Origin of the sequence: Vibrio nereis NBRC 15637, assembly GCF_001591105.1 — a bacterium.
GTDB lineage: Bacteria > Pseudomonadota > Gammaproteobacteria > Enterobacterales > Vibrionaceae > Vibrio > Vibrio nereis.
In genome coordinates, this window is sequence record NZ_BCUD01000057.1 from 1 (window position 1) to 746 (window position 746).

Sequence of the window (746 nt, forward strand, 5' to 3'; positions counted from 1 at the left end):
CCTAACGCCCAATTAAGGTGTGAACAACGCTAACCACCCTACCTAAAGCATTGTGCCATAAACACTAAACTAGATTGAAGTGAGAGCGCCGAGCGTTGTGAATCACTCTTAAATTGATTGTTATATGCGTGGTGACTGTGGCGCGAAAGGTATTTCGCATATTTTCAAGTAAGGCCCCTCACCAAAAGGAGACTCTGCTAATTCAATTTCTCCATGTGATGTATAAACGTCAAACAGAGCATTACTTTCCACCAAATCACTTTCAAGCTCAATGACTCTTTCATTTGCGCTACTACACCCTCCACGCTGTCCACGTTTGAAGGCTAAATACATTTCGTGCATCGACTTAACTGCAAGCGCACAATGAATCTGCTCATGTCGATAGAGCTTCTCAAGATATGGGCGAAACTCCTCAGCTGATTCAGCTGAAGTCCTAGACATTTCGAACTTCGGAAGCGTATAGGTAACTTCAAGCTCAAATTTATGAATTTCGCAAGAATCATCATTCGTATGGAAGTCATATTTCCACGCGGTGTGCCCGTCAAAGCCCTCATTTACTAGAAAGTCAGGTCGAGAGTTAAAAGAGTGTTCAATTTCTTCAACACTATTGCCGCTAATCTCATACACTTCAAACTTTTTCAGGAAGGGAAAGTCTAGCCTAACGTCGGCATTAGCCTGACTGGACGCCATTAAGCACGCTATTGAAAGTGCAACTTTTTTCATTATTTTCCTTGAAGCATATAACG

Annotated in this window: 1 protein-coding gene; it reads right to left on the minus strand. The window is 42.2% G+C overall.

From position 1 onward, the window contains the following. Positions 1–120: 120 nt before the first annotated feature. Positions 121–746, minus strand: a 626-nt coding sequence (locus tag VNE01S_RS18750; protein WP_245649920.1) for a DUF922 domain-containing protein, incomplete at its 5' end; no start/stop codon positions are given.